This is a genomic window from Buchananella sp. 103232 (genome assembly GCF_058725725.1).
Map to the genome: position 1 here is coordinate 1 of NZ_JBZXJM010000012.1, position 25,702 is coordinate 25,702.

The 25,702-nt window shown below is 69.4% G+C and carries 23 protein-coding genes, 1 tRNA gene and 1 riboswitch; of the genes, 9 read left to right on the forward strand and 15 right to left on the reverse strand.

The features are described 5' to 3' along the window. Window positions 1-63: 63 nt before the first annotated feature. From AC4PWQ_RS01650 to AC4PWQ_RS01660, 3 genes are all read left to right on the forward strand, one after another. On the forward strand, window positions 64-246 hold the full coding sequence (locus tag AC4PWQ_RS01650) for an ATP-binding cassette domain-containing protein (RefSeq protein ID WP_492089590.1): 183 nt from the start codon (window positions 64-66) through the stop codon (window positions 244-246). A 17-nt stretch (window positions 247-263) separates the two neighbouring features. After that, window positions 264-923 carry an ATP-binding cassette domain-containing protein gene (locus AC4PWQ_RS01655; RefSeq protein ID WP_492089591.1) on the forward strand — a complete coding sequence of 220 codons (660 nt, stop codon included), beginning with the start codon at window positions 264-266 and terminating at the stop codon, window positions 921-923. Window positions 924-1,365: 442 nt separating this feature from the next. After that, window positions 1,366-1,713 (forward strand): hypothetical protein, encoded by a 348-nt coding sequence (locus tag AC4PWQ_RS01660; protein WP_492089592.1) that lies wholly within the window; start codon window positions 1,366-1,368, stop codon window positions 1,711-1,713. A 149-nt stretch (window positions 1,714-1,862) separates the two neighbouring features. Here AC4PWQ_RS01660 and AC4PWQ_RS01665 read toward each other — a convergent pair whose 3' ends face one another. The 5 genes from AC4PWQ_RS01665 to AC4PWQ_RS01685 all read right to left on the reverse strand — a co-directional run bounded on the left by AC4PWQ_RS01665 (window position 1,863) and on the right by AC4PWQ_RS01685 (window position 6,895). Next, window positions 1,863-3,377 (reverse strand): ABC transporter ATP-binding protein, encoded by a 1,515-nt coding sequence (locus AC4PWQ_RS01665; protein WP_492089593.1) that lies wholly within the window; start codon window positions 3,375-3,377, stop codon window positions 1,863-1,865. A gap of 288 nt (window positions 3,378-3,665) precedes the next feature. After that, window positions 3,666-3,738: transfer RNA gene (locus tag AC4PWQ_RS01670), tRNA-Arg, on the reverse strand. 100 nt (window positions 3,739-3,838) lie between these two features. Next, the gene (locus tag AC4PWQ_RS01675) at window positions 3,839-4,768 is read right to left on the reverse strand and encodes a universal stress protein (RefSeq protein ID WP_371151522.1); all 930 of its coding nucleotides are present in this window, start codon (window positions 4,766-4,768) and stop codon (window positions 3,839-3,841) included. Between the two features lie 155 nt (window positions 4,769-4,923). After that, window positions 4,924-5,703, reverse strand: a complete 780-nt coding sequence (locus AC4PWQ_RS01680) for a C40 family peptidase (protein WP_371151521.1) — start codon at window positions 5,701-5,703, stop codon at window positions 4,924-4,926. 3 nt (window positions 5,704-5,706) lie between these two features. Then, a riboswitch (cyclic di-AMP (ydaO/yuaA leader) is annotated at window positions 5,707-5,860 on the reverse strand. 366 nt (window positions 5,861-6,226) lie between these two features. Next, window positions 6,227-6,895 carry a metal-dependent transcriptional regulator gene (locus tag AC4PWQ_RS01685; RefSeq protein ID WP_371164184.1) on the reverse strand — a complete coding sequence of 223 codons (669 nt, stop codon included), beginning with the start codon at window positions 6,893-6,895 and terminating at the stop codon, window positions 6,227-6,229. A gap of 126 nt (window positions 6,896-7,021) precedes the next feature. On the opposite strand from AC4PWQ_RS01685, the gene serC reads away from it, so the two are divergent. Further along, window positions 7,022-8,149, forward strand: coding sequence for a phosphoserine transaminase (gene serC, locus AC4PWQ_RS01690; protein ID WP_371164183.1), 1,128 nt, complete (start codon window positions 7,022-7,024; stop codon window positions 8,147-8,149). A gap of 572 nt (window positions 8,150-8,721) precedes the next feature. Here the strand turns inward: serC and AC4PWQ_RS01695 are convergent. The 3 genes from AC4PWQ_RS01695 to AC4PWQ_RS01705 form a co-directional block, all read right to left on the reverse strand. Then, window positions 8,722-10,206, reverse strand: a complete 1,485-nt coding sequence (locus tag AC4PWQ_RS01695; RefSeq protein WP_371151518.1) for an NCS2 family permease — start codon at window positions 10,204-10,206, stop codon at window positions 8,722-8,724. A 138-nt stretch (window positions 10,207-10,344) separates the two neighbouring features. Next, entirely contained in the window at window positions 10,345-11,109 is a 765-nt protein-coding gene (locus tag AC4PWQ_RS01700) for a DUF3027 domain-containing protein (RefSeq protein WP_371151517.1), read from the reverse strand. Between the two features lie 10 nt (window positions 11,110-11,119). Then, complete coding sequence (locus AC4PWQ_RS01705; RefSeq protein ID WP_371151516.1) at window positions 11,120-11,485, reverse strand: cold-shock protein; 366 nt, start codon at window positions 11,483-11,485, stop codon at window positions 11,120-11,122. A 271-nt stretch (window positions 11,486-11,756) separates the two neighbouring features. Here AC4PWQ_RS01705 and AC4PWQ_RS01710 point away from each other — a divergent pair, with 271 nt between their 5' ends. Next, the gene (locus AC4PWQ_RS01710) at window positions 11,757-12,374 is read left to right on the forward strand and encodes a PIN domain-containing protein (protein WP_371151515.1); all 618 of its coding nucleotides are present in this window, start codon (window positions 11,757-11,759) and stop codon (window positions 12,372-12,374) included. A gap of 61 nt (window positions 12,375-12,435) precedes the next feature. Next, entirely contained in the window at window positions 12,436-13,161 is a 726-nt protein-coding gene (locus AC4PWQ_RS01715; RefSeq protein WP_371151514.1) for an ATP-binding protein, read from the forward strand. A gap of 282 nt (window positions 13,162-13,443) precedes the next feature. Here AC4PWQ_RS01715 and AC4PWQ_RS01720 read toward each other — a convergent pair whose 3' ends face one another. Beyond that, window positions 13,444-14,835 (reverse strand): cell wall-binding repeat-containing protein, encoded by a 1,392-nt coding sequence (locus AC4PWQ_RS01720; protein WP_492089594.1) that lies wholly within the window; start codon window positions 14,833-14,835, stop codon window positions 13,444-13,446. A gap of 317 nt (window positions 14,836-15,152) precedes the next feature. Between AC4PWQ_RS01720 and AC4PWQ_RS01725 the strand changes: the two genes are divergently transcribed. Next, window positions 15,153-15,944 (forward strand): NADPH-dependent oxidoreductase, encoded by a 792-nt coding sequence (locus AC4PWQ_RS01725; RefSeq protein WP_492089595.1) that lies wholly within the window; start codon window positions 15,153-15,155, stop codon window positions 15,942-15,944. A gap of 320 nt (window positions 15,945-16,264) precedes the next feature. On the opposite strand, the gene AC4PWQ_RS01730 is transcribed toward AC4PWQ_RS01725, so the two are convergent. The 6 genes from AC4PWQ_RS01730 to AC4PWQ_RS01755 form a co-directional block, all read right to left on the reverse strand. Further along, window positions 16,265-17,854 (reverse strand): lysine--tRNA ligase, encoded by a 1,590-nt coding sequence (locus AC4PWQ_RS01730; protein ID WP_492089596.1) that lies wholly within the window; start codon window positions 17,852-17,854, stop codon window positions 16,265-16,267. An 11-nt stretch (window positions 17,855-17,865) separates the two neighbouring features. After that, complete coding sequence (panD, locus tag AC4PWQ_RS01735) at window positions 17,866-18,324, reverse strand: aspartate 1-decarboxylase (RefSeq protein WP_492089597.1); 459 nt, start codon at window positions 18,322-18,324, stop codon at window positions 17,866-17,868. After that, the gene (gene panC / locus AC4PWQ_RS01740) at window positions 18,321-19,172 is read right to left on the reverse strand and encodes a pantoate--beta-alanine ligase (RefSeq protein ID WP_492089598.1); all 852 of its coding nucleotides are present in this window, start codon (window positions 19,170-19,172) and stop codon (window positions 18,321-18,323) included. The genes panD and panC overlap by 4 nt, the downstream gene beginning before the upstream one ends. A gap of 421 nt (window positions 19,173-19,593) precedes the next feature. After that, window positions 19,594-20,505: a Rossmann-like and DUF2520 domain-containing protein gene (locus AC4PWQ_RS01745; protein WP_492089624.1), complete on the reverse strand. Its 912-nt coding sequence runs from the start codon at window positions 20,503-20,505 to the stop codon at window positions 19,594-19,596. Next, the gene (locus AC4PWQ_RS01750; RefSeq protein WP_492089599.1) at window positions 20,505-22,544 is read right to left on the reverse strand and encodes a PH domain-containing protein; all 2,040 of its coding nucleotides are present in this window, start codon (window positions 22,542-22,544) and stop codon (window positions 20,505-20,507) included. Before AC4PWQ_RS01750 ends, AC4PWQ_RS01745 begins: the two co-directional genes overlap by 1 nt. After that, entirely contained in the window at window positions 22,541-23,029 is a 489-nt protein-coding gene (locus tag AC4PWQ_RS01755) for a PH domain-containing protein (RefSeq protein ID WP_371151508.1), read from the reverse strand. The genes AC4PWQ_RS01750 and AC4PWQ_RS01755 overlap by 4 nt, the downstream gene beginning before the upstream one ends. 171 nt (window positions 23,030-23,200) lie before the next feature. Here AC4PWQ_RS01755 and AC4PWQ_RS01760 point away from each other — a divergent pair, with 171 nt between their 5' ends. Both AC4PWQ_RS01760 and AC4PWQ_RS01765 read left to right on the forward strand, forming a co-directional pair. After that, window positions 23,201-23,926 carry a response regulator transcription factor gene (locus AC4PWQ_RS01760; RefSeq protein ID WP_371151507.1) on the forward strand — a complete coding sequence of 242 codons (726 nt, stop codon included), beginning with the start codon at window positions 23,201-23,203 and terminating at the stop codon, window positions 23,924-23,926. A 4-nt stretch (window positions 23,927-23,930) separates the two neighbouring features. After that, window positions 23,931-25,628, forward strand: coding sequence for a sensor histidine kinase (locus AC4PWQ_RS01765; RefSeq protein ID WP_371164178.1), 1,698 nt, complete (start codon window positions 23,931-23,933; stop codon window positions 25,626-25,628). Window positions 25,629-25,702: the final 74 nt, after the last annotated feature.

Below are 25,702 nucleotides of genomic sequence, written 5' to 3' on the forward strand. Positions count from 1 at the left end.
CCGAAATCCAAACGTTCGTTGCCACCCAGTTCTCCGGCTGGGCGACCCCCGGGAAGGAATGACATGTTCACCCTGAATAACCTCAGCCACCGCTACGGGCGCAAGACCGCCCTGGACGGGCTGAACGTGGCCCTGCGGCCGGGCGTAGTTACGGGGCTGATCGGCCCCAACGGCTCGGGCAAGACCACCCTGATGAAGTCGATGGCCGGTTACCTGCTGTATAAATCAGCGGTCAGTTCACCCTGAACGGGCGGGAGGTAGACGTGGACGCGCGCCTGGCATGGTGTGCATACGCCGGCCAGATCGCGGAAACCTCCACCGGCATGCTGGGGTACTACGCCGGCTACGCCGCCTGCCGTCCCACCTGGGACCAGGGAATGTTCGACCGCCTGCTGTCCCGCTTCGGGCTCTCCCTGAAGGACAAGGTGACCAAGTACTCGCGCGGCCAGTCCACCATGCTGGTGGCCGCCGGCGCGCTGGCCAGCGGGGCGCCGGTAGTGCTGCTGGACGAGGTCCAGGCCACCATGGACGTCCCCAACCGCTACGCCCTCTACGAGGAGATCACCAGGATCGCCGCGCAGGGCGAGCGCACCATCATCGTCGCCCACCTGGTCTCCGAACTGGAAAACCTGGTGGAGGACGTGGTGATCCTCAAGGAAGGCAAGCTGCTCTCCGCCGGGCCTGCGGAGGAGCTGCGCTCCCGCCTGACCGCGCTGGTTGGCCCCGCCGACGTCCTGTCGGCCGCAGTGCGGGAAAACGCCTGGAAGGTGGTCAGCTCCCGCGAACTCGGGCCCACCCGGGAAGTGGTGTTGGACTGCCATCCGGAGCGCTCCCTGCTGGCTGGGCTCGCCGCCCAGGGCGTGCAGATAAGCCCCGTCCCCTTCCAGGACGCCTTTGTCCACTTGATCCAGGAGGAGAACTGAAATGGCTGCGAAACTGACCCACTCGATCCCCTCGGCGGCTGCGGCGGCGCCCGGCGGCCAGGGTCGTCCGGGGTCCGGCCGGTCCGGCTGGTTCTGGTGTGCCGGCTTTGCCCGCACCGCCCAGGTTCTGGGACCTGGCCAAGGCAAACCTAAAGATGAGCAAGGGATTTCTTCTCACGGTCCCCGTGATCGTGGTGGGGAACTTTGCCATCAACGTCGCCGTGAGGCTGATCGCCGGCTACAAGCCCACCAGCCCTGAGCTACTGATTTTCGGGATGATGACCGTGGCGTGGGGCTTCGTGCTGGTCATGGGCGTCCTGGAGTACGCGGTGCCTTCGGTCGCCTCGACTAGCGGGGCATCGAGGCTGCGCCAGATCGCAGCGTCTTGGACGGCGGACCTGGCGCTAGGACCGTCGTTCCGCTGGTCTTCATCCTCCCCGCAGTGGCGCGAATGCTCTTCCCCGGGGCCTCCCGGGCCGGGTACGAGCTCTACAGTGCAGAGCCCGTCTGGCACGGCCTGGCGATGGTGTTTGCCATCGTGGCCCTAGCGGCGGCCGGGCGCCTGATCGGCATCGGCTTCGTCAGGCTCCACTGGACCGCAGGGGTGGCGCTCATCGTCCCCTGGCTGGCGCTGGCGGCCGTGGTGGTGCTGTTCTTCGTGCCCATGTACGGGCAGGCCTCGGTGGGCGACTTCCTGCAGCTGCCGCGCTGGGGCGCCCCGCTGGTCGGGGCGGTGTTGGTCGCCGCCAGCGTCGCCTGGGGGCGCAAGATCAGGCTCACCACGCTGTAAGGCAAGCACCCGGGCGGGGCGGGAAGGCCGCCCCGCCCGGGAGGGAGCCGGGCCGCGCCGGCCGGACGGGGAAGGCAAGCCTGCGGGGCAACGCAAAGGGCGGGCGGACACGCAACGTGTCCGCCCGCCCCCTCTGCTTTGCGGCAGGGTCAGGCGCCCGTGGTCCGCGCGGCCAGCGCCGCCAGGGCGCCGTCCGGCTTCGCCATGAGCTCGTCCCACCGGCCCACCTCGACAACGCGGCCGCGATCCATGACCACGATCTGGTCGGCGTACCTCACCGTGGAGATCCGGTGCGCGATCACCACCAGGGTGCGGCCCCGGGCGGCCCGGGTGATCCCGTCCAGCACGCGCGCCTCCGTGGCGGCATCGAGCTGGCTGGTGGCCTCATCCAGCACGGTGACCGGGGCGGCGCGCAGCAGGGTCTGCGCCAGCGCCAAGCGCTGGCGCTGCCCGCCCGAGACGCGCTCGCCCATCTCGCCCACCTTGGTGTCCAGGCCGGCCGGCTCGGTGGCCAGCCATTCGTCCAGGGCTGCGGCGCTGCACGCGGCCGCCACCGCCTCCTCCGACGCCCCCGGCGCGGCCAGGCGCAGGTTTTCCCGCACGCTCATGTTGAACACGTGCGGCCGCTGCGGGGCGTAGGCCACCACCTCGCGTAGGCGGGCCAGGTCCAGGCGGCGCACATCCACCGCCTGCCCGTTAGCGCCCACCAGCTCCACGCTGCCCGCATCCGTGTCCCACGTGCGCGTCAGCAGGGAGGCGAGCGTGGACTTACCCGAGCCCGACGCCCCCACGATCGCTGTCACCTTCCCCGCCGGGATGTCCAGGTCCACGCCGTGCAACACCTGGGGTCGCTGGGCGGCCGGAGCGGCACCGGGCCCGGTGCTTGGGGCGGCGGGCGGGAACGTCGTCCCCGCTGCCAGTGGGCGTGGGGGTGGTAAGCGCCTCACGCAGGGCGGGGTGGGTGAAGTCCACGCCGCGCACGCGCACGCCCACCGCGCCGCCGTTAGCAGTGCCCACCGCGCCGCCGTTAGCGCCGCCGCCCTCAGCGGCGTCGCCCTCGGACGAGCCGCCACCGTCAACCGCGCCGCCGGTGGCCAGCTCCAGCGGGGAGTCGGGCTGCGCCACCAGCGGGGCGCGGTCGAGGCCTCGAAGATGCGCCGGGCGCTTGCCCACGCCTGGTCCAGGTCCACCGCGAAGTCCTCCACGGCCAGCACTGGCGCGAACGCCGCCAGCGCCACGCCGACCGCCATGCCCAGCTGCCCCGCGCTGAGCTCGCCGGCCAGCCACAGGTGCCCGGCCACGCCCGTCATAGCCACCACGGCCCGCTCGAGTAGCGCCTGGTTCAGGCCGCGCCGGGCCGCCACCCAGCCGCCCGCCGTGCGCAGCCCGGCGCCGATCTGCTCCTCGTGGCTCGCCATCTGGTCCAGACGGCGCTGTTGGGCGCCAAAGGCCAGGACCTCGCGCACGCCCTGCACCGAGTCGGTGACCTGGTGGGACAGCGCCCCGCGCGCCCGCCTGATCCGCACCGCCGCGGCCTCGCTGGCGCGCCCACCCAGGGCAGGCACCACCGCGCCGGCCAGCACCAGGAACGGCGCCAACGCCAGTGCGACCCACCACGACGTGCTCATCCCCAGGTGCGTCAACACCGCCACCGGCACCAGCACCGCCGTGGTCAGCGGTGGGAGTGGGCGTGGGAGTGGGCGTGGCCGTGGGCGCCGGCCTGCGCGCGGCCCCGGGGTACGTTTTGAGCGCTGTCCTTCTGGTTGGCCATCTGCACCCTCCCTCTCGTCTCCGGCGTCGCTCACGTTTGGCGAGGTCAAGCCCCTTTCCTGCAGCTGCTCGCTGCACTCGCGCGGGGCGGCTGCCGGTGGGGACGGGGCTTTGCGAGGAACCCTACTCCCGGGTTTAAGACTGCGGGTCAGATGCACGGCCGCAGCGCCGGCCAAGAGAAGTGCCCCCGAGACGATTCGAACGTCCGACACCCGCTTTAGGAGAGCGGTGCTCTATCCACTGAGCTACGAGGGCCCACCCCGGCGCCCGGGGGCACCAAGGAAGTACCCCGGTAGCCTACCGGGAAAGCGGGGGTGCGGGAAACTCCCGCACCCCCGCGTCCATCACACCCGTCCTAGCGCCGACTCCAGCGGCCCGTGTACGACGGCTCGCCTTCCTTCTTCTTGTTCGGCCCCGGCACCACCATGACCGGGCAGGTGGTGTGGTTCAGCAGCGCCTGGCTGGTGGAGCCCAGCAGGAGCCCGGCAAAGCCGCCCCGCCCACGGGTACCGACCACCACCAGGTCCACGGCGGTGGAGAACTCGGCCAGCAGGGCGGCCGGGTTGCCGTCCAGGGCGTGGCGCCGCACGTTCACGTCCCGCCCGCCCAGCACGCTCTCGATGGTGGCGTCCAGGCCGGCGCGAGCGTCGGCCACCACCGTCTCGCGGTCCACGGAGGTCGGGATCCAGGACAGCGTGCCCATCCCGGTGGTCATGGGCACGGCCGCCACGGCGGTCAGCTCGGCGTTCCACAGCATCGCTTCGTCGATCGCCAGGGAGAGGGCGCGGGCGGCAACGTCGGACCCATCCACGCCCACCACGATGCGGCGGATCGGCGTGAACTCGCTGCCGGACTCGTGGCGCGGCACCACCACGACGGGACAGTGGGCGTGCGCGGGCACGGCGGAGGAAACCGCGCCCAGCAGCCGGTCGGCGAACCCGCCGCCACCGCGCGTGCCGACCACCACCAGCCAGGCGTGCTTGGAGCGATCCACCAGCACGCCGGCCGGGTCGCCCGTCTCCAGGTCAGCCTCCGCCTCGATCCCGGCGTCGCGTACGCGCGCCATCGCCTCGTCGATGACGGCCCGCGCACCGGACTCGATCGCGGCGTCGTCGGCGATCGCGAACCCGCCGTCCAGGGAGGCTGCGGTGAATGAGGGCAACGAATAGGCACACACGAGCCGGAGCGGCGCCTCGTGCGCCTTGGCGACGTCGATGGCCCACTGGAGCGCATCCTTGCTCTCCACCGAGCCGTCAACCCCTACGACGATTTCCTTGCTCACCATTGCCGCCTCCTTGCGCTTGGGTCACCTCAATTGTGCCCTACAACACAGTTTCGCGGGTGGTGGTTTAGCGGTTAAGTGTGGCGCCACGCGTTGGCGCACAGCAAAGCGGGGCCGCAGCTCGATGCTGCGACCCCGCTTCTGCCTCACGCGCTAGCTCAGCCCACGCGCACGAACCACGGAGAGCCGTAGATGGAGGCGATCTCCACGCTGCGACCGAAGTCGGGGGCGTGAATGATCATGCCGTCACCCAGGTAGATCGCCACGTGACCACCCCAGGCCACGATGTCGCCCGGCTGCGCCTCGGCGTAGGAGACGATGGTGCCGGCGCCGCCCTGGCCATAAGAGGTGCGCGGCAGGCCAATGCCGGCCTGGGCGTAGACGTACTGAACGAAGCCGGAGCAGTCGAAGCCGTTCGGGTCGGAGCCGCCCCACACGTAGGGCACGCCCAGGTAGCGCTGGGCGATCTCGACGATGGAGCCGGCGGCGGCGTTGACGGCGGGAGCCTGGTAGGTGGTCTCCTGCGCAACTTCCTCGGCGACCTCGGGCGCCTCCTCGGGCGCCTCCTCGGCCTGCACCTCCTCGCGCTCAGAGTCACGGGAGGCAGCCTCCTCGACGGGGGCCTCGACGACCGGGGCCGCAGCGGCCTCGACGACGGCGTCGTCCAGGGAGAAGGCGGCGTCCGGGGCGACGGTCACCGTGGGGTTGGTGGCCAGCGCACGGCGCGCGTCGCGGGTCAGGGCGGAAAAGTCAACGGGCTGAACGTCAGCCGGAGCGGCGAAGGCCGGGACGGAGGACAGCGAAAGCGCGAGTCCACCGGAGGCGACCACAGCGAGGGTGGCGCGGCCCGACTTGGCGGCCTGCTGAGCCAGCGGGGTGAAGACCGTGGCGGGACGGCAGGCGGCGCGGTGACGCGCCTTCCGGGTCTGCGAAGTCATATGAGTACCTCTCCTTTGCGCTTGCGAGGTGAGCTGTCGGGTTCGGGCCGAGGAATCGCCCGGGGCAGCTAGCTACCCTTCACCCCAAGGTCCGCTTGCGCGAACCGATTTGGTTCCCCCGCTCCTGCCGTTTGCGGTCTCTGAGCTAGTCACGCGAAGGCGGCAGGACTAGACGCCCTTCGCGCGGCGGCCGGACTTGAGGATGTCCAACCACGAGGAAAACGCTAACCCACCCCGCTTTGTTACGGGAATGTAACAGCCCACTTTGGGGTGCACCTCACATTTCCCGTGACCGTTTCGTGACAATTCCGCGACGCGGGGCCGCCGCCCCCTGTCTCACATCGTGGACGACGCTCCTCCGGCCGCCCCGATCACACGCCCTTCGCGGCCCGCGCCACCGGGCGCACGCCCAACACGGCGAGAAAACGAGCGGGTGGCCCGTCGCGCTAACGCGACGGGCCACCCGCCCCAGCCTTCCGGGCCAGCCCGGCCCTTCGGGCCGGCCCCAACCTCAGTTTCGAGCTCAGCCGTCCAGGGATTCGGCGAACACGTGCTTGGCCAGCGTCGAGTTCAGGGTGACCTGACCGTTGAGGCCTCCCACGATCACCCCGCCGTGGCGCTCGCCCATCAGGGTGACGTCGGTACCGGGCAGGATGCCGGCGGCCAGGAACTCGCGCAGCAGTCCGGGCTCGGCCTGCACGGGCTCGCCCAGGCGGGCCAGGCGCACGCGCACCCGCTCACCGGCGATCTCAAGGGCGTCGGGCAGCGCCACCAGCGGAGCGGACTCGTGGCCGGGCAGCGGGTTGCCGTAGGGGTCGGTCAGGGGGTTCTTCAACAGCACGTCTAGGCGGGCGCGCACCTGGTCGCTCATGACGTGCTCCCAGCGGCAGGCCTCGTCGTGGACTAGCTCCCAGGGCATCCCGATGACGTCGAGCAGCAGACGCTCGGCCACGCGGTGCTTGAGCATGACCTCGCGGGCAACCTCGCGGCCCCGGTCGGTGAGCTGGATGCGCCGGTCGCCGGCCACGACCAGCAGGCCGTCGCGTTCCATGCGCGCCACGGTCTGGGAGACGGTGGGGCCGGAGTGCCCCAGGCGCTCGACGATCCGGGCGCGCAGCGGCGGGACGCCGTCCTCCTCCATCTCGTAGATGGTCTTGAGGTACATCTCTGTGGTGTCGATCAGATCGCTCATCGTGTCAGTTCCTCGCTGGCCAGGTGCTTTGGTGTCCTTTCTACCCTTGGTTTGGTGCCGATAGTGCGACTTACTCGACGCGGCGCGCCCTGTTGGCGGGCATTGGTGAGGTGAAAGAATTGCGCCATGGTTGACTTCGCTGCCCGTGACATCAAGATTCCCGCCAATCTGCTGCCTTCCGACGGCCGTTTCGGGGCCGGCCCGTCCAGGATCCCGGCCGCGCACGTGGCGGAAATTGCTTCCTGCAACTTGATGGGAACTTCCCACCGGCAGGCCCCGGTGCGCGCCTTGGTGCGCGAGATTCGGGAAGGGTTGGCTGACTTATTGGGCATTCCTGCCGGCTACGAGGTGGTGCTGGGTAACGGCGGCGCCTCGGCTTTCTGGGCGCTGGCCACGGTCGGCCTGGTGCGCAACCACGCCGCCCACGCGGTCTTTGGCGAGTTTGGTGCCAAGTTCGCTAAGGAGACGGACCGGGCCCCGTTCCTTGCCCCCTCGACGGTGTTCAGGGCGGAGCCAGGCCAGCTGGCGGTGGTGGAGGCCGTAGAGGGCGCCGACGCCTACTGCTGGCCGCAGAACGAGACCTCTACGGGCGTGATCTCCCCGGTTGCCCCGGTGGCGGGCGCGGCCCCGGAGGCGTTGACGATCGTGGACGCCACTTCTAGCGCCGGCGCGGTGGAGGTGGATTTCGCGGGGATCGACGTCTACTACTTCTCCCCCCAGAAGGCCTTTGCCTCCGACGGCGGCCTGTGGATCGCCGTGATGTCTCCGCGCGCTGTTGCTCGTGTGGAGGAGCTGGCTGGGGCGGGCCGGTGGGTGCCGGACTTCTTGTCCCTGCCGATCGCCCTGGACAATTCCCGCAAGGATCAGACCTTCAACACCCCGGCGCTTGCCACCCTGATCCTGCTGCGCGCCCAGGTGCGCGAGCTGCTTGCCTCGGGCGGCCTGTCTGCCAGCGCGGCGCGTGCCGCCGCCGCCTCCGGGCACATCTACACCTGGGCGCAGGAGCGTGCCTTCGCTTCCCCGTTCGTGGAGCGCCCGGAGTGGCGTTCCCCCGTGGTGGCAACGATCGATTTCGAGGGCGTGGACGCCACCGACATCCAGGCCGCCCTGCGCGCCAACGGCGTTCTGGACGTGTTCCCGTACCGCTCGCTGGGACGCAACCAGTTGCGCGTGGCTACCTTCCCGGCCGCTTCGGTGGACGACGCTGCCGCCCTCACCGCCTCGATCGATTACGTGGTGGAGGCGCTGGCCTGATCGGGCCTCCGCTGCCCGGTCGGCACGCACGCCGCAGCGACCAAGTGCCCCGGGCAGCAGGCACGCCGCAGCGACCAAGAGCCCGGGCAGCACGCACGCTCCTGCTGCACGCCCCGGGCAGCAGGCGTCCCTGATTGCGCTGCGGGGCACATGGCCGTGGCGGCGCTGCCACTTAGGCGATGGGCGGCGTCGTTTTGCCCCCGAGCGCACAAGAGTGCGGTCGGGGTACATTCGACCGCTCGGGGGCGTGGCACCGAGCGGTCGAATGTACCCCGTTGCAACATTTGCGGCGTGAACGCGGTGGTCTTGGCCGTCACCCGGGCCCGGCCATCGGGCGAGGCAACGGCGCGGTCATCGGGCCGCTCACCGGCGCGCTCGATCCGGCCATCCCCATCGACGGGACGCAAGGCTTTCCCGCGCGGAGGTCTACGGGCACCGCCGGGGCGCGTCCGCGCCGCGATAGCCCACCCGCGCCGCACCGCCTCACCGAGTAAACGGAAGCGGGGGCGCTGCCGCCAGGCAGCGCCCCCGCTCCTTTACTCCCGGGCAGCCTTAGGCCCCGGGCCCTTGGATCAGACGTTCAGCAGGTCGCGGATCGGGCCAAGGGTGAAGTAGATCAGGAAGATGAAGGAGATCAGCCACATGAGCGGGTGGATCTTCTTCACGGCACCCTGGGCGATGCGGATGACCACGTAGGTGACGAAGCCGGCACCGATACCCACGGTGATGGAGTAGGTGAACGGCATCAGGATGATGGTGAGGAAGGCCGGGATGGCGATCTCGAGCTTCTTCCAGTCGATCTCAACGACCTGGGTCATCATCAGGTAACCGACGATCACCAGGGCCGGGGTGGCGGCCTCGTAGGGCACCATCTCCACGACCGGGGCGATGAACATGGACAGCAGGAACAGCACACCGGTGACCACGGAGGCCAGACCGGTGCGGGCACCGTCGCCAACGCCGGAGGCGGACTCGATGTAGGAGGTGTTGGAGGAGACACCACCCATACCACCGGCGGCGGCGGCCAGGGAGTCAACCACCAGGATCTGGCGGGTGCGCGGTGGGTTGCCGTCCTTGTCCAGCAGGTTGCCCTCGGCGCCGATGGCGACCATGGTGCCCATGGTGTCGAAGAAGTCGGCCAGCATGAGGGTGAAGACGGTCAGAACAACGGCCACCACGCCGATCTTCTCGAAGGAGCCAAGCAGGGAGAACTGGCCCAGGGTGGACAGGTCGGGCACCTGCACCGGGGAGCCGTTCAGGCTGGGCACGGCCAGGCCCCAACCGCCGGGGTTGGTGCCGTCCACGCCCTTGGGGCCAACGTGGTAGATGCGCTCGACGGCGATGGCCAGGGCGGTGGCCACGGCGATACCGATCAGCATGGCGCCACGAACCTTGCGGACCATGAGCACGATGATGAGGAACAGGCCGACCACGAACACGACGGCCGGCCAGCCGCGCAGGGAGCCGCCGATACCGAACTGGACCACGGGGATGGACTGGCGCACGATGCCGGCGTCGACGAGGCCGATGAACGCGATGAACAGGCCGATACCGACGGAGATGGCGACCTTCAGCTGGGCCGGGACGGCCTTGAACACGGCCTCGCGGAAGCCGGTCAGCACCAGGACCAGGATGATGACACCCTCCAGGACCACCAGGCCCATGGCGTCGGCCCAGGTCATGTTCGGCATCGTGGTGATGCCGTAGGCGACCATGGCGTTGATGCCCAGACCCGCAGCCAGGGCCAGCGGGAAGTTGGCGACCACACCCATGAGGATGGTCATGATGCCCGCGATGAGGGCGGTGCCGGCCGCGATGGCGGGGATGTTGGCGGACTCGCCGCCACCCAGGAAGCCGCCGGAGGCGTCCGGGCCGGACAGGATGATCGGGTTGAGGATGAGGATGTAGCTCATCGCGAAGAACGTGACCAGGCCGCCGCGGATTTCCTGCGGGATGGTGGAGCCACGCTCAGAGATGCGGAAGAAGGAGTCGAGGACGCCAGCGAGGCCGGCCTTGGTGGTGGCGCGCGACTCTCGCGCCTGCTTGGTGTTGCTCACCCGGTAATTCTTCCACCCGCATTCAGGTTATTCCCAGGCCGGGCCGCCATTCGTGGGCAGATTCACGCGGGCACGGTGGCGGGACGACGTTGCCGCCGCGCCGCCCGGATTAGCCACGCCCTTCGGTGCCGACCGGGCTCACCGCTGGAGCTCGACCACCTCGATGTCGGACTCGTTGACGCGCGTGGGGGTGAGGGGCCATTCCTCTTCCTGCGCGGGGGCCTTGATCTGGGAGTGCTGCCCGCAGCCGTGGTCCAGGGCCACGGCGCTGCCGTCGTCGCTAGCCCACTCGTTGGCGCACACGCCGAACACGCTGCCCACGGCGCCCTCCATGGGGAGCAGGAAGCCGCAGGTGCCGCAGGAGGGCACGCCGCGCGGCCGGCCGCTCGGGCCCTTGTCGGAGTCGTACCAGCGCTGCGCGGCCTGCGCCCGCCCCTCGGGGGACAGGACGCGGTGGCGTCCCAGCGTCTCCTCCATCCCTTCGGGCACGTCCAGCGCAACGTCGTCCAGCGCAGCACGCTCCGCCTCGGTGTCTACTAGCTCAAGGCGAGCGTCGTCCACCGCAGGCGGCATGATGTCGCTGCGGCCAAGGTCGCCGGGGCGCAGGCGGTCCTTCCACGGCACCCACTCGGGGGCAAGCAGGGCGCCCTCACCGGGGGCCAGGCTGACCTCGCAGACGGTGGCGCGGCGCGAGCGGGGCGCGCGGGCCAGGCTCACCGCCCAGTTCCAGCCGGCGTATCCGGGCTTGAGGCAGGTAAAGAGGTGCGTCACCAGCCGTTCGCCCTCGGCGCGCACCCCGGCGGCCTCCCCCACTTCGTCGGGGGAGGCGATTTCCAGGGCGGCGGCGCGCGCTACGTCAACGGCGCTCGCCAGGTTTGCATCGGGTCGACTGGTAGTTGCCACGCGTCAGACCTTAGTCAAAGTCGGCGGCCACCGCGCGCAGCACGGAGGCGATCTTGCGGGAGTTGTCCGGGTAGCGGCCGGCCTGCAGGGAGGTGGCGGCGTCGTCCAGGACCTTGATGAGGGTCTCGATGCGCTCGGCCATCTCCGCCGGGGCCAGGCGGCGCGAGCGCTTGGGGGCCTCCAGGATGGTCAGGGAGAGCACCTGGGGGCCGCGCCGGCCCTCGGCGATCGAGTATTCGATGCGCGTGCCCGGGGCGATGTCGTCCACGCCGGCCGGCAGCGCGGTGGCGTGCAGGAACGCCTCGCGGCCCTCGTCGTCGGCCACAAAGCCAAAGCCCTTGTCCGTAAAGAAGCGCTTTACCTTGCCGGTAGGCATCGATTTTCCCTTTCTTTTCCCAATCTTGCCGGGCCCAACCCGGAAAATTACAGGGTCACCCAGCATAACCCGTGCCCCACCCGATGGGCCAGGCGGGGGCCGGGCCGTTTGCGTCACTTCCCCGGCGGGACGTGCGCAGAACCACAGGGCAGGCCGGCCGCCCCACCCCGGACCGTGGCGGCCGGGAATCCGCGCCGTTCAACGCGTGGGCCCACTGCCCGCCTTGTGAAATCCATTCCCTCCTGCGAGGGGTGGGGCTTACAGTAATCACATGGCTTTTACGTATTTATTAGTCGATGGTGAAAACATCGACGCTACTTTGGGTTTAAGTGTTCTGGGGCGCAGGCCCGAACCGGCTGAGCGTCCCCGCTGGGACCGCGTGCGCGCCTTCGTGGACGAGGACTGCGCGGGTGCCCCGAAGGTCAGCGTGGATGAGGACGGCGAGGAGGAGGCTCCCACGCTGCGCTCCACGCGCTCGGCGGCTCTGTTCTTCCTGAACGCCTCTAACGGCTCCCTGCCGATGAACTTTGTGCAGGCGCTGCTGGCGATGGACTACCGCCCGATCCCCCTTTCCGGCGTGGGCCCGGAGAAGGTGGTGGACATCGGTATCCAGCGCACCTTGAACGCGATCGCTGACCTGCCCGAGGGCGATGTGATCCTGGCCAGCCACGACGGCGACTTCATCCCGCAGCTGGAGCGCCTGCTGGGCCAGGGCCGCAAGGTGAGCGTGATCTGCTTCCGCGAGTACCTGAACTCGCACCTGGCGGCGCTGCAGGACCGTGGCCTGAAGGTCTACGACATCGAGCACGACATCCACGCCTTCCGCGAGCCGCTGCCGCGCGTTCGCATCATCCCGCTGGCGGAGTTCGACCCGCTGCAGTTCATCTAGCGGTTCTTGCTGGGTGGCCCGGTGCGCGTTGCGTGCCGGGCCGCTCGCTTAGCATTGGCGGGTGCCCTCCCTCCCGCCGTCCCCAAGTGCTGACGATTCCACCGACCAGTTCAGGTTGGACGACGCTGTGCCCTACCGCAGCGACCAGGAGCCGCTCTTTGATTTGCCGCCCGGGGTAGTGCCGCAGCCTCCGGCTCGCGTGGTCTTGCTGGCCGGCCCGTCCGGGTGCGGCAAGACGTCCATGACTAGGCGGCTGGGCCTGCCGGTGGTGAACCTGGATGAGTTCTACAAGGACGACACGGCGCCGGGCCTGCCGATGTTGAGCGGGTCGCTGGTGGACTGGGACTCGCCGGAGGCGTGGAACACCGAGGAGGCGCTGGCGGCCCTGGTGGAGCTGGCCTTCCACGGCAGCTGCGAGCTGCCGGTGTATTCGATCCCCCTCAACCGCCGCACGGGGTTTGCGCAGATGTCCCTGGGTGAGCACCGCGTGTTCATCGCGGAGGGCGTGTTTGCCTCCCACATGGTTTCTCACGCCCGCAAGGCCGGGATCCTGGCCGACGCTATCTGCATCAAGCGGCCGCGCTGGAAGAATTTCTGGTTCCGCCTGCTGCGGGACGTGGCCGAGGGCCGCAAGTCGCTGCCAGTGATTTTGCGGCGCGGCTTCAGGCTGCTGCGGCTGGAGCCCTCCTTCATTCGCGCCTGGATGGCCGACGGCTGTGAGCCGATGGATGTGCCGCAGGCCGAGGCGCGCATTAGGCAGCACGCCACCCACCCCGCAGGCGGCTAGGGGCCGGCTCGCCCGGCACCGGCGTCGGAGGGCGGCGTCGTTGCCGGCCCACCGCGTTTTCTTTCTGGCCGACGTCCCGCCCGCCTGCCGATCCGCGTGGCCGCAGTAATGGGGGCGAGCGGCGCGGCGTCGTCGGCCCACGAGCAGAACACATTGTGGCCGCAGTGATGGGCGCGAGCGGCGCGGCGTCATCCCACGGGCAGAACGGTGCGGCTGCAACAACAAGGTGGCTCGCCCGTCGGCGGGACGGGCAAGCCACCTTGATCTCAGCGCCGTATCGGGCTACTTAATTGCCTGCAAGACAGCCTCGTTGACCGTGTTCGGGCCGCCGATCACGCTCACCTGCTCGATCTGGGATCCACGCAGGTAGGTGGCGGTGTCCTTGTCCAAGGCGGACTTCGGCGAAAGCAGCAGTACTCCGCCGTTGTCTGCGGCTAGCGCGCCGGCCCCCAGAGCATCGGCGAACTCAATGGCGCTGACAACAGCCGCATACTTCGCCTCGGGGGCGAACTGCTCCGCAACCTTGACCGCAGTCTGGTGGCGGTTAACTCCGACCACCGTGGTGATCTCACCGTAACCCTTGAGGGAAGCAGCGGCGTTGCCACCAACGGCGACCACACCAACCTTGGTGGCCTTGAGGTAGTTCAAGGTCTCCGACGGCAGCTGCTTGCCGTTAGACAGCAGGATTGCGCCGCCGTGCTTGTTCGCCACCGCACCAACTGCCAGTGCGTCGGCAAAGTTGGTGCCGTCAACCACGAACAGCTTCTGGTTGGGCCGGAGGGCGCCAACCGCCTTCGCAACCTCCACGGCCGTTGCAGAACGGTTATTTCCCGCCACGCGCTCGACCTTGAAGCCTTCACCCTGTAGGCGGTTGGCGACCGCCGCAGGAACAGAACGCTCGCCGCCAACAATCACCACACGGGCAACCCGCTTCTCCTGCAACACCTGCAGGATCGACGGCTCCAGCTGCGGGGATGTCGTCACCAGGATCGGCGCCTTGCGCTGAGCCGCCAGGGGCGCTGCCGCCAAGGCATCGGGGTAGGTCTTGCCCGAAACGAGCACGACCGCGTCACCCTGGAAGTCACCGGCCCGGTAGGCCGCAATCGCGGTCGCCACCCGATCCTTGCCGGCTACCCGCTGCACGGAGGGATTGCTCGGCTGCTGCGGCGCGGTGGTGCTCGGGTCGGGGGCCGGTGTTGGCGTTACTTCACCGCCCTGAGTGGGCAGCGGAGTCGGCGTCGGTGCGTCACCGACAGGAAGCCTGATCGCCCCCTGCGCGTAGTCATCAACACCAGGGTCATTGATGAACTTGACCGAATGGACAATTTCATACCACTGACGACCCTGGTCGTCCTCGACAAGATATACGCTGTCAATGCTGTAGAAGCCTGGATAACCAGGCTCGCAGATCTTTGCCAGGATCTCCTGGTCGCGACCGACGAGTTCAGGGTGGATCTTGAGCTTATCGAACCCCCCCGGCAGGATCTTGCAATCCTCCGGCAGAGTGACAGAAGCCCCGGCGCGAGGCTCACCAGCAGTCCCGAGACGGGGCCCGTCAGCAGCAAAGGCAGCGGGGGAACCGACAAGCGCCCCCAGCACCATCGCCGTTACAGCCACGAAGGCTGCAAGCGTCTTGAGGAGCTGATTCTTCAGCTTCCCTTGAATGTTTGTCACAACATCCTCCTTGAAATCGGCTAGCCCTGGCCCGTGTTTGACGGGCTCCACAGCCCTAGGAAAACCGGGACCAACCAGATCAAATAGCAGCAATCGGGCAGGCGCAGGAAATGCGGGACAACCCATTTGGATGCTATGGCCCCACACCCGTTGGGTAAATACTCGAGTTCCTATATTTCCCCGCCGGGATTGTCGCGGCTAACTCGGCTAGTTTTGACCACACCGGGGCTTCGGCAGTTGCAATCTCCTCCGTTGGGAGGCGCCAATCACGCCCGCTGCCTGCGCCAGACGGGCAAAATGGTGCGCGAGGAGGGCAAATGTCTCTAGAAAAGCTGAACACCCCGGAGTCCACCCCGGTGACCAACCAGACCATCAGTGTCCAGATGAATCACCGCACCATCCGGGCCTTTACCGGGCAGAAGCTCACTGATCAGGAGGTGCGCACCCTGCTAGAGGTGGCCCGCCACACTGCCAGCGCGGCGTTCCTGCAGCAGTGCACCGTCATCCACGTGGTGGACCCGGAGGTGCGCGCCGAGCTGCACGGCGCCTCCGGCCAGCCGTACGTGGGCGGGGACAAGGGCGAGCTGTTCGTGTTCGTGGTGGATCTCTACCGCAACTCGCGTATCCGCGCCGAGGCGGGGCTGGGCAACGAGCCGCTTTCTCGCATGAATCTGTTCCTGGAGGCGGTGGAGGACACCACGCTGGCGGCGCAGAACATGGTGGTGGCTGCCGAGTCCATGGGGCTGGGCACCTGCTACCTGGGCTCCATCAATGCCGACCCGCGCCGCGTGATCGCAGCCCTGGGTCTGCCCAAGCTCACCTATCCCCTGTTCGGCCTGCTGGTGGGTCACCGCGCGCAGGAGCCGCAGTTCAAACCGCGCCTGCCGCTGGAGATCACCAGCGGGGTGGACTCCTACCCATTCGTGGACTCCTACGCCGAGGCGCTGGCGGAGTACGACGCCGTGATCCAGGAGTACTACGAGCTGCGCGAGGGCGGCGGGCGCCTGGACTCCTTCACCAACCAGATTCGGGTCAAGCCTGGCAAGGGCCCGGCGGAGGCCTCCCCCATGCTGGAGATCCTGCACGAGCAAGGCCTGGCACTGCTCTAGGCCCCGGGCGGGCAGCTCGAACGTTCGCGAGACTCGACGTTTGAGCCTTCAACTCGACGTTGCCCGCCGTATCTCGACGTTTGCACCCCGGCAAACGTCGAGATACAAACCAGTTCGTCAAGACTCAAAGGCAAACGTCGAGATTCACCGCACTGGCCCAGTCCACTAAGCCACCGAGCCACAGGGCCCCCATGGGGCCACCGGGGCACCTCCACGGGCTCACCGGGATGCCGTGTCACCAGAGCGCCACGAACCGTGGCCCGAAACCCAAGCGGGGTGGGGACGCTACCAGCGTCCCCACCCCGCTTGACGTTGCTCGCCTAGAGCGACTTCACCAGCGGGAAGGTGATGGTCTCGCGGATGCCCAGGCCCGTCAGCGCCATCAGCAAGCGGTCCAGGCCCATGCCCATGCCGCCGGCCGGCGGCATGCCGTACTCCATGGCCATCAGGAAGTCCTCGTCCAGCACCATGGCCTCCGGGTCGCCGTTGGCGGCCGCCAAAGCCTGCGCCTCGAAGCGCTGGCGCTGAATGACCGGGTCAACCAGCTCAGAGTAGGCCGTGGCCAGCTCAAAACCACGCACGTACAGGTCCCACTTCTCCACCACACCCGGCTTGGAGCGGTGCCCACGGGTGAGCGGGCTGGAGTCCTCCGGGTAGTCGCGTACAAACGTGGGCTCCCACAGGTCATCCCCCACGGCGGCCTCGAAGATGACCTCCGCGATCTTGCCCGGACCCCAGTGGTCGGCCACGTCCTCGCCCAGTTCCTCAGCGATCTTGACCAGCTCATCGCGCGGGGTGGCGGCGGTGAACTCGCGGCCCAGCTTCTGCGCGGTCGCCTCGAACATGGAGATCTCGCGCCAGGTACCGGACAGGTCGTAGCTGGAGCCGTCGGCCAGCGTGACCACCTCGGTGCCGAACGCGTCACGGGCGGCCTTTTGCACGAACTCGCGAGTGCGGCGGGCCATCGTGTCGTAGGAGCCGTAGGCCTCGTAGGCCTCCAGCATGGTGAACTCCGGGGAGTGGGAGGAGTCCGCGCCCTCGTTGCGGAAGTTGCGGTTGATCTCAAAGACCTTATCCACGCCGCCCACCACGGCGCGCTTGAGGAACAGCTCCGGGGCGATGCGCAAGAACAGCTCCGTGTCGTAAGCGTTCATGTGCGTAGAGAACGGGCGGGCGGCCGCGCCACCGTGGATGGTCTGCAGCATCGGCGTCTCGATCTCGATGAAGCCGGCCTGGTCAAAGTACTCGCGCAGGGACTTGACCACCTTGGCGCGCATGCGCACCATGTCGCGTGCCGCCGGGCGCACGATCATGTCCAGGTAGCGGCGGCGCACCCGCATGTCCTCGGACAGCGACATCTCGGTGCCGTCCTCGGCGGTGTAGCTCTTGGGCAGCGGGCGCAGCGTCTTGGCCGCGATCTGCCACGCCGGCACCGGGTCGCCCTCGGCGATCCCCGGGGTGAACAGGCCGGCCGGGGCAACGCCCGGACGGGCCATGATGGACAGCTCGCCACGGCGGGAGCTGATCACGCGGCCGTGCACAAACAGGTGGTCGCCCAGGTCCACGTCCGTCTTGTACTCCGCCAGGGACTCCGCGCCCACCTCGGCGGCAGAGAGCATCACCTGGATGCGCTCGCCCGCGCCGTCCATCAGGGTGGCGAAGCACAGCTTGCCCGTGTTGCGAGAGAGCACCACGCGCCCGGCGATACCCACCAGGTCCTCGGTCTCCTCACCGGTCTCCAGGTGGGCGTACTGCTGGCGCACCTGCGCGATCGTGGTGGTGATCGGCAGGACTACCGGGTAGGCCTCCTGGCCGGACTCCAGGAGCCGGGCACGCTTGTCAGCGCGCACCCGCACCTGCTCGGGAACGTCACTCTCGGGGGTAGCCGCGGGGGCCTGGTTCTCAGTCACAGGGCGAAATCCTAGTCTCGGAAGGGCAGGGAGGCGCTGATCAGCTCAGCTCCCGTGTCGGGGGTGGTAGCGCCGGCGGGGGCGGCACCCGGGTGGGCCCCGGCCTCCACCAGGCGGTTGTCCGCGTCCACAAAGGCCACGTGCGGCTGGTAGGTACGCGCGTCGGCGTCGCTCATCACACCGTAAGAGATGATGATGACCACGTCACCCGGCCCCACCAGGTGAGCGGCCGCGCCGTTGATACCGATGACACCGCTGCCAGCCTCGCCCCGGATCACGTACGTGGTCAGGCGGTTGCCGTTGGTGCAGTTGACCACGTCAACCTGCTGACCCGGCAGGAAGTCCACCGCGTCGCACAGGTCCGCGTCGATCGTGATCGAACCTACGTAGTTCAGGTCTGCCTGCGTCACCGTGGCCCGATGAATCTTGCCGATCATCATCGTGCGCTGCAGGGAGGCGGGGGTAGTCATCGGGCCATTACCTCTATCTCTGCGTTGTCGATCAGACGGGTGGTGCCCACCCGGGCGGCCAGCACCAGCAGGGCGGCTCCCGCCCCATCTGCCGGGAACGGCTCAAAGCTCTTGGGGTCCACCAGCTCGGCGTACTCCAGCTCCACACCGGGGGCCACCTGCAGGAACGAACGGGCCGCTGCGGCAACGTCGTCCGCCTGCTCACCACGCGCGGCGGCCTGCTGCGCCAAGCGCAAGGAAGCGGACAGCGCCAACGCCTGCTGGCGCTCCACCTCGCTCAGGTAGGCATTGCGCGAGCTCATCGCCAGCCCGTCCTCCTCGCGGCGAATCGGCACCGGCAAAACCTCCACGGGCAGGTCCAGGTCCTCCACCAGCTGCCCGATCACGGCCAGCTGCTGGGCGTCCTTGCGACCAAACGCCGCCACATCCGGACGGGTCAAGCCCAGCAGCTTGATCACCACCGTGCACACGCCCGCAAAGTGGCCAGGCCTGCGCGCCCCCTCCAGCGGGGCGCCCGCGCTCCCGGGCTGGATCGTGGTGGTGGGCGCCCCGTGCGGGTACATCTCCGCCACGCTGGGCGCAAACACCACGGCGGCCCCGGCGCCCGTCAGCTTGGCGAAGTCGCCCTCCAGGTCGCGCGGGTAGGCGTCCAGATCCTCGCTGGGCCCGAACTGCAGCGGGTTGACGAACACGGTGGCCACCAGGTGGTCGCACACCTTCGCGGCGGCGCGCACCAGGTCCAGGTGGCCCTCGTGGATCGCGCCCATGGTCATGACGACGCCCCGGCGCCCCTCCAGGCGGGAGAGAGCGTCGGCCAGTTCAGCGCGCGTGCGAGCAAGGATTTTCACGCCTTCCAGCGTAGGCGCCTGGCCCGGCCGGGCTCCACCCCGGGCGACCCGTGCCGGGAAACGTCACACTGCTGCGTCACCACGGATGTGCTGCTGCGTCACCGCAGGGGCGCGTCGGCGCCCCGGGTCCCCACCCGAGACCGGGCGCGGCGGCACCCCGGGTCCCCGCCCGAGACCGGGCGCGGCGGCACCCCGGGTCCCCACCCGAGACCGGGCGCGGCTGCACCCCGAGCCCACACCCCGGCCCGCCCGCCCACTAAACCGCTCGACCTAGACCTTGTGCACTCGACCTAGACCTTGCGTGGCGTTCTCAGGTCTAGGTCGGCTGCATAAGGTCTAGGCCGTACGAATTTGAAACAAACGCCCGGGCCAAACCCGGGCCAAACCCGGGCCAAACCCGGGCCACCCCACCGGGCACCCCTCAACCGGCCAGCGCCTGCCCTAACTGGCGCACCTGCTCGGGGTTGAGCCGCCCCAGCGCCTCGCAGCGCTCCACCGTCGCGGTGGCCAGGTGCCGGTAGGTGCGCGCGGCGGAGGCGAGTTCGGCGGCGACGGCCGGTTCGTCGTCCACCCGCGCCCCCACGGCCGCGGCCTCAATGGCCTCCAGGTGTCCACGCACGGTTCCCGAATCTCCTCGTGAAACTGGCCCGGTCAGGGCCGCGTCGCTCTCCCGCAGGGCTCGGTCTAGAGCCGTTTCCAGCAGCGGGCGCAGCGCCCCAGCGTCCCTCACCCCAGCGGCCTGCGCCAGCCGCACCGCCTGGTTCACCAGCGTCACCAGGTGGTTGGCGCCGTGCGCCAGGGCCGCGTGGTAGAGCAGCCGCGCCTCCTCGGCGACCACGAAGGGTTCGCCGCCCAGCTCCACCGCGAGCGCCTGCCCGATCGGCAGGATCCCGGGGGCGGCGGTCACCGCTATGGGGCAGCCGGTCAGGCGCGGCAGGTCCAGGGAGGTGCCGGAGAACGTCATGGCCGGGTGCAGCGCCACCCCGATCGCCCCGGCGGCGGTGGCGGGGGCCAGGACCTCCACCCCGAATCGCCCGGCGGGGTGCACCACGATCTGTCCCGGTTTGAAGCAGCCCAGCTGGGCCAGGCCGGAGACCATGCCGGGCAGGGCGTCGTCGGGCACGGCGAGCAGCACCAGTTCGCTGCGCCCCACCACCTCTTCCACTTCCAGCACGGGCACGCCGGGCAGCATCACGTCGGCGCGCTCCCGGCTGGCCTCGGAGGAGGCGGATACCGCTACGACGTCGTGCCCGGTGGCGCGCCACGCACTGCCCAGCACGGCGCCCACGCGACCGGCCCCGACGATGCCGATGCCGAGCCGGCCGGTGGCGATCACTGCGCGGCCCCCTGACCGGGCTCTTGGTGGCCGACGTTCCACCCGCCCCCGCCAAACTGCGCGGACCCCTGACCGGGCCCTGCCGGGGCGACCGGTGCCCCGGGCACGCCCACCGGGGCGACCGACGCCCCGGCCACGCCAACAGATGCAGACGCAGCCCCGCCCCCGCCAACCGGCACCGGCGCAGGCACGCCACCCGGCGCGGGCGCGGCGGGGACCTCCACGCCTACGCGGGTCATCCACTGCTCGGGGGCCTCGCGGTGGCGGTCCTCCCGGGACAGGCGCACCAGGTTTTCCTGCAGGTAGGCGGCGTAGCCGGCCTCGACGTGCTGGACGCGCACGGGGGCGGTGTTTGCCACCGCGAGGGTCAGGCAGGCCACCCCGGCGGCACGATCGAGTGGGCCGGCCTTTGCCGTGACGCCCTGCAGGCGCACATGAGGCACCACCCGCAGGGAGCGCCTGATGCGGCCGCTGCGGTAGAGGGTGGTGCGCTCGGCTAGGCGCACGCCCAGGCGGCGGAACTCGATGGGGTTGAACCAGCGGGCGCCACGTGGGCTGACCACGAATCCTGCGGCCTCGCCCTGCCCGGTCAGGCCGGCTGCCAGCACCTCTGCCGGGCTCTCGCCGGGCAGCAGCCCCAGCTCCGGCACGGCCAGCCAGAGCGCGTAGAGCGCTTCCTCTCGCGAGCCGACGGGCAGCAGCGTGATGTCGTTCTCCAGCTTCTGGTTGTTGCCGTCTTGGCGGCTTTGGCCGGCCACCTGCACGGTGACGCGCCACCAGTCCTTGCCTCGCCACAACAGCGGCTGGGTGAGGGTGACGGCCTGGATGCGCCCGGGCGGGATGGTCTGCGCCACGGTCTGGGTCAGGCCCCGGTGGATGCGCACGCCGTCGGCGGACAGCGCGGCCCGGAAGTTGTATTCGCCGGCGAAGCGCTGCCACAGGAAGCCCGCGAAGGCGATCACCATGGGCAGCAGGTAGGCGGGGCCGGCCAGCAGCACCTCGATGTGCCCGAGCGCGGTCAGCACCAGGGTGGCGGTCACGACCCCCAGCAGGGCGAGCGCCGCGACCCAGACGGCGAGGTTGCGCATGAGCGCGCCGATGAGGTTGCTGGGCGGGACGCGGTAGATGAGCCGCTCGGGCGCCACCGGGGAGCGCCGTGCCTCCATGGACATGTCCACGCGCTGGCCGCCCTGGAAACCGCTCAGAGCCGCTGGGGCAGTCTGCTGCCCGTGCGGAGCCGGCGCCACCGGGTGCGCGCCCGTCTGCGCGGCTGGCGGGCCCACCGCGATTGCCGGCCCTGCCGCCGGCATTGCCATGGCCGACGCTGCCGTCCCGGCCGCCCCCACCTGTCCAGGCTGAGCGGCTGGGACGAACTGGGTGGGCGCTCCCGGCGCGACGGGCTGGGCCAGGCCAACGCCCTGGCCCACCTTGACGCCGGCGGCGCGGGCCAGCACCTCCGCGCGCAGCTCGTTGAGCTCGCGCTCGGGGAGGAAGCCGATCTTGACGCTGGAGTCGGCGCCACCGGCCGCCTCCACGGTGAGCTCGCCGAGCCCCAGGATGCGGCCCAGCAGCGGCCGGGTGATGTCTACCGTCTGGATGCGCGTCAGGCGCAGCACGCGCTGCTGCTTCATCAGCACGCCGGTGTTCAGATGGACGCCGTCGGAGGAGACCGTGTAGCGGATAGCCCGCCATTGCAGGAAGAAGCCCAAGGCCACCAGCCCCAGTAGCAGTCCGGCCCCGCCCAGCGCGTGGAGGGTGTAGTCCTCCACGACTCCGGCCAGGGTGCCGAAGAAGCCGGTGCTGCGGAAGTCGGACATGAGCTCCACAAAGACAGCGAAGAGAACTGCGGCCAGCGCCACCACTGCCTGCCAGGAGCGCACGATGGGGGTGACACCGTGCACGCGGCGCCAGATGACCTGCTCCGGGCCGCGCTCCAGCATCACCGTGCCCACCTCGCCCTTGACCTCGCCGGCGAAGGACAGGGGCGCGGCGGTGGGGGGTGCGGGCGGAACGTCGGGCATCATGGGCGCGCTCACAGGCCCGCCAACTTCGCCTCGCCGAGCGCGGTCAAGCGGGCGCGCAACCGGTTGGCCTCCTCCAGGGGCAGGCCGTTGATGACCACGTCGCCCTCCATGGCGGCGGTGTGCATCTTCAGCTCCGCGATCCCGAAGGCGCGGGCGATGGGGCCGGCGGAGACGTCCACGTACTGCATGCGACCGTAGGGCACCACGGTCAGTTGCTTGAACATGACGCCCTTGCGCCACAGCAGCTCCTCGGCGCTTTCCGCGTATCCCATCGCCTTGACCTGGCGGGAGACCAGCAGGCTCACCCACAGCGCGATCACAGCGAAGAAGCCCGTGCCGATGTAGAACCAGGGGCTGACCAGCACGGCGGGGATGGCGAAGGCGATCGCCCCGATTCCGCAGGTGATCCAGGTGCCTGCCAGGCGCACCGGTGCGAGCTTGGGCGATACCGGCTGGAAGACCACGCCTGGCGGGTTGAACGGGTCGGCGGTGGGCATTGATAACTCCTCGGTTCAGGACGGGCTTTGAGAATTATCGCTGCTCGGGTCAACTCCAAGCTCGCCCCGAGGGAGGACTGGGGAAAAATCGAGGCTCCTCCGGGCGACTCTCCATCCACAGCCCACTCAACTTCCAGCCAACCTCCAGACAAAAGGGGGAATAATTGATTTATGAACGCTTCAACCCCTGAGGCTCGCCTGCTGGTAGTGGATGACGAGCCGAACATCCGCGACCTGCTGGCGTCGTCCCTCCGCTTCGCGGGCTTCGAGGTGATCACCGCCTCCAACGGCACCGAGGCGGTCACTGCCGCACTCAACGAGAACCTGGACCTACTGGTCCTGGACGTGATGATGCCCGACATGGACGGGTTCTCCGTCACGCGCCGGCTGCGCGAGCGCGGCATCCTCACCCCCGTCGTGTTCCTCACCGCGCGCGACGACATGCAAGACAAGGTCCAGGGCCTGACCGTGGGCGGCGACGACTACATCACCAAGCCCTTCGGCCTGGAAGAGGTGGTGGCCCGCATCCGCGCGGTGCTGCGCCGCACCAAGAAGGACGACGGCGGCGACGACGGCGTGTTGCGCGTGGCCGACATCGAACTGGACGAGGACGCACACGAGGTGCGCCGCGCCGGCAAGTCCATCGAGCTCTCCCCCACCGAGTTCAAGCTGCTGCGCTACCTCATGCTCAACGAGGGCCGCGTGGTCTCCAAGAGCCAGATCCTGGACCACGTGTGGGAGTACGACTGGGAGGGCGAGGCCAACATCATCGAGTCCTACATCTCCTACCTGCGCCGCAAGATCGACTCCGTTGCCCCGGAGGGCGACGTGCCCGCCACCGAGCTGATCCAGACCCGCCGCGGGGTGGGCTACATGATCCGCGCTCCGCGCCAGTAACCGCGTGGCAAGGCAGCAGGGGGGCGGGCGCGCTGGGATCAAGGCGCGCTTTCACGACAGTTGGCACGCGGCGCCGCTGACGCAGCGGCTGGTGGTGCTCACCACGGCGCTACTGACGCTTGGCCTGGCGATCGCCTCGATGGTGACCGTCACCCTGCTGAACAACCACCTGATGGAGCAGCTGGACCAGAAGCTGACCGGGACCGCGCCGGTGATCGCCACGCGCGCCCTGCAGCTTTCGCTCCAGTCCACGCCCGGTGACTTCAACTTCGTGGGCGACTACTACGTTCACATCAAGTTCGACGGCTACGACGCCACCACCCTGCTGTGGTCTGAGCTGGAGAAGTCCTCCGGGCGGCCGGTGGACCTGGGGGTGAGCTACGCGGACGCGGTGGTACGCCTGTCGGAGTCCGGGGACCCGGTCCCCTTCACCCTGGCGTCCAACATTCCCGGCAAGACGTGGCGCGCGGTGATGATCCCTATCTCCCCTCGCACCACCTCCCAGGCGCGGGGCGTTGCGATCGTGGCGTTGTCCACCGAGCCGCTGAAGGCGACGATCCTGCGCACCGTGGGCGTGATGATCGTGGTGGCCACCGTGATCCTGCTTATCTCCGTGGTGGGGGCTAGTTACCTGGTCCGACGCGCCCTGCGGCCGCTGCGAGAGATCGAGCAGGTGGCCGGGCAGATCGCCGGCGGTGACCTGGCCGTGCGTATCCACGCTGAGCCGCCCTCCACCGAGGTGGGCTCCCTGGCCGGTTCCCTGAACCTCATGCTGGCGCGCATCGAGCAGTCCTTTGCGCGCGAGCAGGAGCTGCGGGAGAACATGCAGCGCTTCGTCTCTGACGCCTCACACGAGCTGCGCACACCCTTGGCGGCCGTGCGGGGCTACGCCGAGCTCTACCGCATGGGCGGTATTCCCGCCGATCAGGTGGGCTCCACGATGCGCCGCATCGAGTCCGAGTCCAAGCGCATGGGGGGCCTGGTGGAGGACCTGCTGCAGCTGGCCCGCCTGGACGAGGGCCGCCCCCTGCAGTTCAGCAACGTGGACCTGAGGCGCGTGGCGGCCCGGGGCGTGGAGGACCTGCGTGCCCTAGCCCCGGACCGCGAGGTGAGCCTGCTGCTACTGGCAGACAACGCCCCTCAGCTGGGCGACGGCACCCCGGCCGATCCCACCGACTTCACCCGGCTGCCCGCGCAGAACGGCGCCGACGCGCACCCGACCGCCCTCGGCCAGATAGCCCCGGTCAGCCCCAGCCAGCCCGCCCCGCTCCTGGCGGTGGCGGACGCCGACCGGATCACTCAGGTGGTCACAAACCTGCTCGGCAACATCCAACGCCACACGCCCCCCGGCTCCCCGGTGGAGATCGCCGTGGGCAGGCGCGGCGGGATGGGGGCCATCGAGGTGCGCGACCACGGCCCTGGTATTCCCCCAGAGGCATCCTCCCGAATTTTCGAGCGCTTCTTCCGCACGGACACCTCCCGGGCCCGCGCCACGGGCGGTTCTGGCCTGGGCCTGGCGATCGTCTCCGCGATCATGGCCAAGCACGAGGGCACCATCCGGGTGCTGGACACCCCCGGCGGTGGCGCCACCATGCGGATCGAGGTACCCCTCTCTGGCCCCAAGGCCGCCCGCACGAAGGCCGCCGTCAGCGGGGACGAGGGTGGGACGTCGGCCCCAGCGGAAGCCAAAAAGCGGCGCTAAAACACGCAGACGGGACGTGAATCGGTCCCCAGCCAGGCAAAACGAACTGGACAAGTCGCGGCAAGCGGACCATT

Bases quoted from the DNA above. Each gene is read 5' to 3' on its own strand.
- AC4PWQ_RS01705 (WP_371151516.1), bottom strand. From the start codon at position 11,485: ATGCCTACCGGCAAGGTAAAGCGCTTCTTTACGGACAAGGGCTTTGGC.
- AC4PWQ_RS01650 (WP_492089590.1), top strand. From the start codon at position 64: ATGTTCACCCTGAATAACCTCAGCCACCGCTACGGGCGCAAGACCGCC.
- AC4PWQ_RS01710 (WP_371151515.1), top strand. From the start codon at position 11,757: ATGGCTTTTACGTATTTATTAGTCGATGGTGAAAACATCGACGCTACT.
- serC (WP_371164183.1), top strand. From the start codon at position 7,022: ATGGTTGACTTCGCTGCCCGTGACATCAAGATTCCCGCCAATCTGCTG.
- AC4PWQ_RS01725 (WP_492089595.1), top strand. From the start codon at position 15,153: ATGTCTCTAGAAAAGCTGAACACCCCGGAGTCCACCCCGGTGACCAAC.
- AC4PWQ_RS01675 (WP_371151522.1), bottom strand. From the start codon at position 4,768: ATGGTGAGCAAGGAAATCGTCGTAGGGGTTGACGGCTCGGTGGAGAGC.
- panD (WP_492089597.1), bottom strand. From the start codon at position 18,324: ATGACTACCCCCGCCTCCCTGCAGCGCACGATGATGATCGGCAAGATT.
- AC4PWQ_RS01680 (WP_371151521.1), bottom strand. From the start codon at position 5,703: ATGACTTCGCAGACCCGGAAGGCGCGTCACCGCGCCGCCTGCCGTCCC.
- AC4PWQ_RS01755 (WP_371151508.1), bottom strand. From the start codon at position 23,029: ATGCCCACCGCCGACCCGTTCAACCCGCCAGGCGTGGTCTTCCAGCCG.
- AC4PWQ_RS01760 (WP_371151507.1), top strand. From the start codon at position 23,201: ATGAACGCTTCAACCCCTGAGGCTCGCCTGCTGGTAGTGGATGACGAG.
- AC4PWQ_RS01685 (WP_371164184.1), bottom strand. From the start codon at position 6,895: ATGAGCGATCTGATCGACACCACAGAGATGTACCTCAAGACCATCTAC.